The organism is Phenylobacterium sp., from assembly GCF_031412415.1.
Lineage (GTDB): Bacteria > Pseudomonadota > Alphaproteobacteria > Caulobacterales > Caulobacteraceae > Phenylobacterium.
This window is the reverse complement of record NZ_JANOCX010000419.1, coordinates 1-2190: the sequence shown is the minus strand read 5'-3', so window position 1 is coordinate 2190 and position 2190 is coordinate 1. Positions and strand designations below refer to the sequence as shown.

The following is a 2190-nucleotide window of genomic DNA, read 5'->3' as shown; positions in this document are numbered from 1 at the left end:
GTCTTCGGCTACCTCGCCATGGCCTACGCCATGGTGGCCATCGGCTTCATCGGCTTCGTCGTGTGGGCCCACCACATGTACACCGTGGGCATGAGCATCAACCTGCGCGCCTATTTCGTGGCCGCGACGATGGTCATCGCGGTGCCGACCGGCGTGAAGATCTTCTCCTGGATCGCCACGATGTGGGGCGGCTCCATCGACTTCAAGACGCCGATGCTCTGGGCGATGGGCTTCATCTTCCTGTTCACCGTCGGCGGCGTGACGGGCGTGGTCCTGGCCAACGCCGGGGTCGATTACAGCCTGCACGACACCTACTACGTGGTGGCCCACTTCCACTACGTGCTCAGCCTCGGCGCCGTGTTCGCGATCTTCGCGGGCTTCTACTACTGGTTCGAGAAGATGTGGGGCGTGAAGTACCGCGAGTGGCTGGGCGCGCTGCACTTCTGGATCACGTTCGTGGGCGTGAACCTGATCTTCTTCCCGCAGCACTTCCTGGGCCTCCAGGGCATGCCGCGCCGCTACGTGGACAATCCCGACGCCTTCACCCTGTGGAACCAGGTGTCGTCCATGGGTTATGTCGTGACCCTCGTGGGCGTGGCCGTCTTCCTGGTGGTCCTGCTCGACGCCATGGTGTTCCGCCGCAAGGCCGAAGCCAATCCGTGGGGCGAGGGCGCGACGACGCTGGAGTGGACCCTGTCCTCGCCGCCGCCGTTCCACCAGTTCAACGAACTTCCGGTGGTCAAGCCCGACCTTCACTAGGTCGGGTTCGCCCCCAACGAGACCAAGAGGGGCGCGGGCTGGGACAATCCGGCACGCGCCCCTTCGTCGTTTTGAGAGTATCTTGATGGCCATGTCGCCAGCCCTCTCCAGAGCTTCCTCGCCGGCCCGGTGGCAGGACTATGTCCAGCTGCTGAAGCCGCGGGTGATGTCGCTGGTGATCTTCACCGCCATCACCGGCATGGTGTGCGCGCAAGGCCCGGTGAATCCGGTGCTGGGCGCCGTCGCCATCCTGTGCATCGCGGTGGGGGCCGGAGCCTCGGCCTCGTTCAACATGTGGTACGACGCCGACATCGACGCCAAGATGCGCCGCACCCGCGCCCGCCCCGTTCCGTCCGGCAAAGTCCAGGGTTCCGACGCGCTCGCGCTGGGCGGGGTGCTGTCGATGTTCTCGGTGATGCTGCTGGGGATGACCACCAACTGGCTGGCCGCGGCCCTCCTGGCCTTCACGATCTTCTTCTACGCCGTCGTCTACACGATGTGGCTGAAGCGCTCGACGCCCCAGAATATCGTCATCGGCGGACTGGCCGGCGCCCTGCCGCCGGTGATCGGCTGGGCGGCGGCGACCGGTTCGACGCCCCTGAACGCCTGGCTGCTGTGCGCCATCATCTTCATGTGGACCCCGCCGCATTTCTGGGCGCTGTCGCTCTACACCAGCGAGGACTACCAGAAGGCCGGCGTGCCGATGATGCCGGTGACCGCGGGGGCGGCCTCCACCCGCAAGCAGATCCTTATCTACAGCCTGCTGTTCACCCCGCTCTGCATCGTCCCGGCCTTCACCGGCCTGGGCGGCATGACCTATCTGGCGGTGGCCGCCGTCGGCGGCCTGGTGTTCCTGATCCTGGCCTGGCGGGTGTTCAAGAGTCGCGCTGGCGAGAAGCTGGGCGAGCGCAATGACGACGGCCTCTACGACGTTAAGGCCAGCTCCAAGGACGCGCGCAACCTCTTCGCTTTCTCGATCCTCTATCTCACCCTGCTGTTCGCCACCCTGCTGGCCGAGCACCTGCTCGACCTGCCCGCCGTCGGAGCCTTCCAGTGAGCGAGCAATCGCAAGACCCTCAGGCCGAAGCCAAGGCGCGGCGGGGCCGGAATATCGCCCTCGCGCTCGGCCTCGTCCTGTTCGTGGTGCTAGTCTTCGTCGTCACCGTCGTTCGTCTGGGGGCCAGTGTTGCCGACCGCCCGCTCTAAGCCGCCGCTCTCGCCCGAGATGAAGCGCAACCGCAACGTGGCGATGGTTTGCGCCGGGGCGTTCTTCGGCATGGTCGGCATGGCCTACGCCTCCGTGCCGCTCTACAAGGCCTTTTGCCAGCTCACCGGCTTCGACGGGACGATCCGCAAGGCCGAGGCCGCGCCCGACACGGTGCTGGAGAAGAAGCTGACCATCCGTTTCGACGCCAATGTGCGCGAGCTGCC

General features: G+C 66.0%; 4 protein-coding genes. All 4 read left to right on the top strand.

Going from position 1 to position 2190, the window contains the following annotated elements; genetic code table 11:
* The coding region (locus tag RMO04_RS19590) for a cbb3-type cytochrome c oxidase subunit I (protein ID WP_309646451.1) at positions 1 to 759 on the top strand (759 nt) is incomplete at its 5' end.
* 85 nt (positions 760 to 844) lie between these two features.
* Entirely contained in the window at positions 845 to 1816 is a 972-nt protein-coding gene (cyoE, locus tag RMO04_RS19585) for a heme o synthase (RefSeq protein ID WP_309646450.1), read from the top strand.
* Positions 1813 to 1965 carry a hypothetical protein gene (locus RMO04_RS19580; protein ID WP_309646449.1) on the top strand — a complete coding sequence of 51 codons (153 nt, stop codon included), beginning with the start codon at positions 1813 to 1815 and terminating at the stop codon, positions 1963 to 1965. The genes cyoE and RMO04_RS19580 overlap by 4 nt, the downstream gene beginning before the upstream one ends.
* Positions 1966 to 1984: 19 nt before the next feature.
* A partial coding sequence (locus tag RMO04_RS19575) for a cytochrome c oxidase assembly protein (protein ID WP_309646452.1) occupies positions 1985 to 2190 on the top strand: 206 nt, incomplete at its 3' end.

Coding starts and splice junctions, on each gene's coding strand:
- cyoE (WP_309646450.1), top strand. CDS start 845: ATGGCCATGTCGCCAGCCCTCTCCAGAGCTTCCTCGCCGGCCCGGTGG.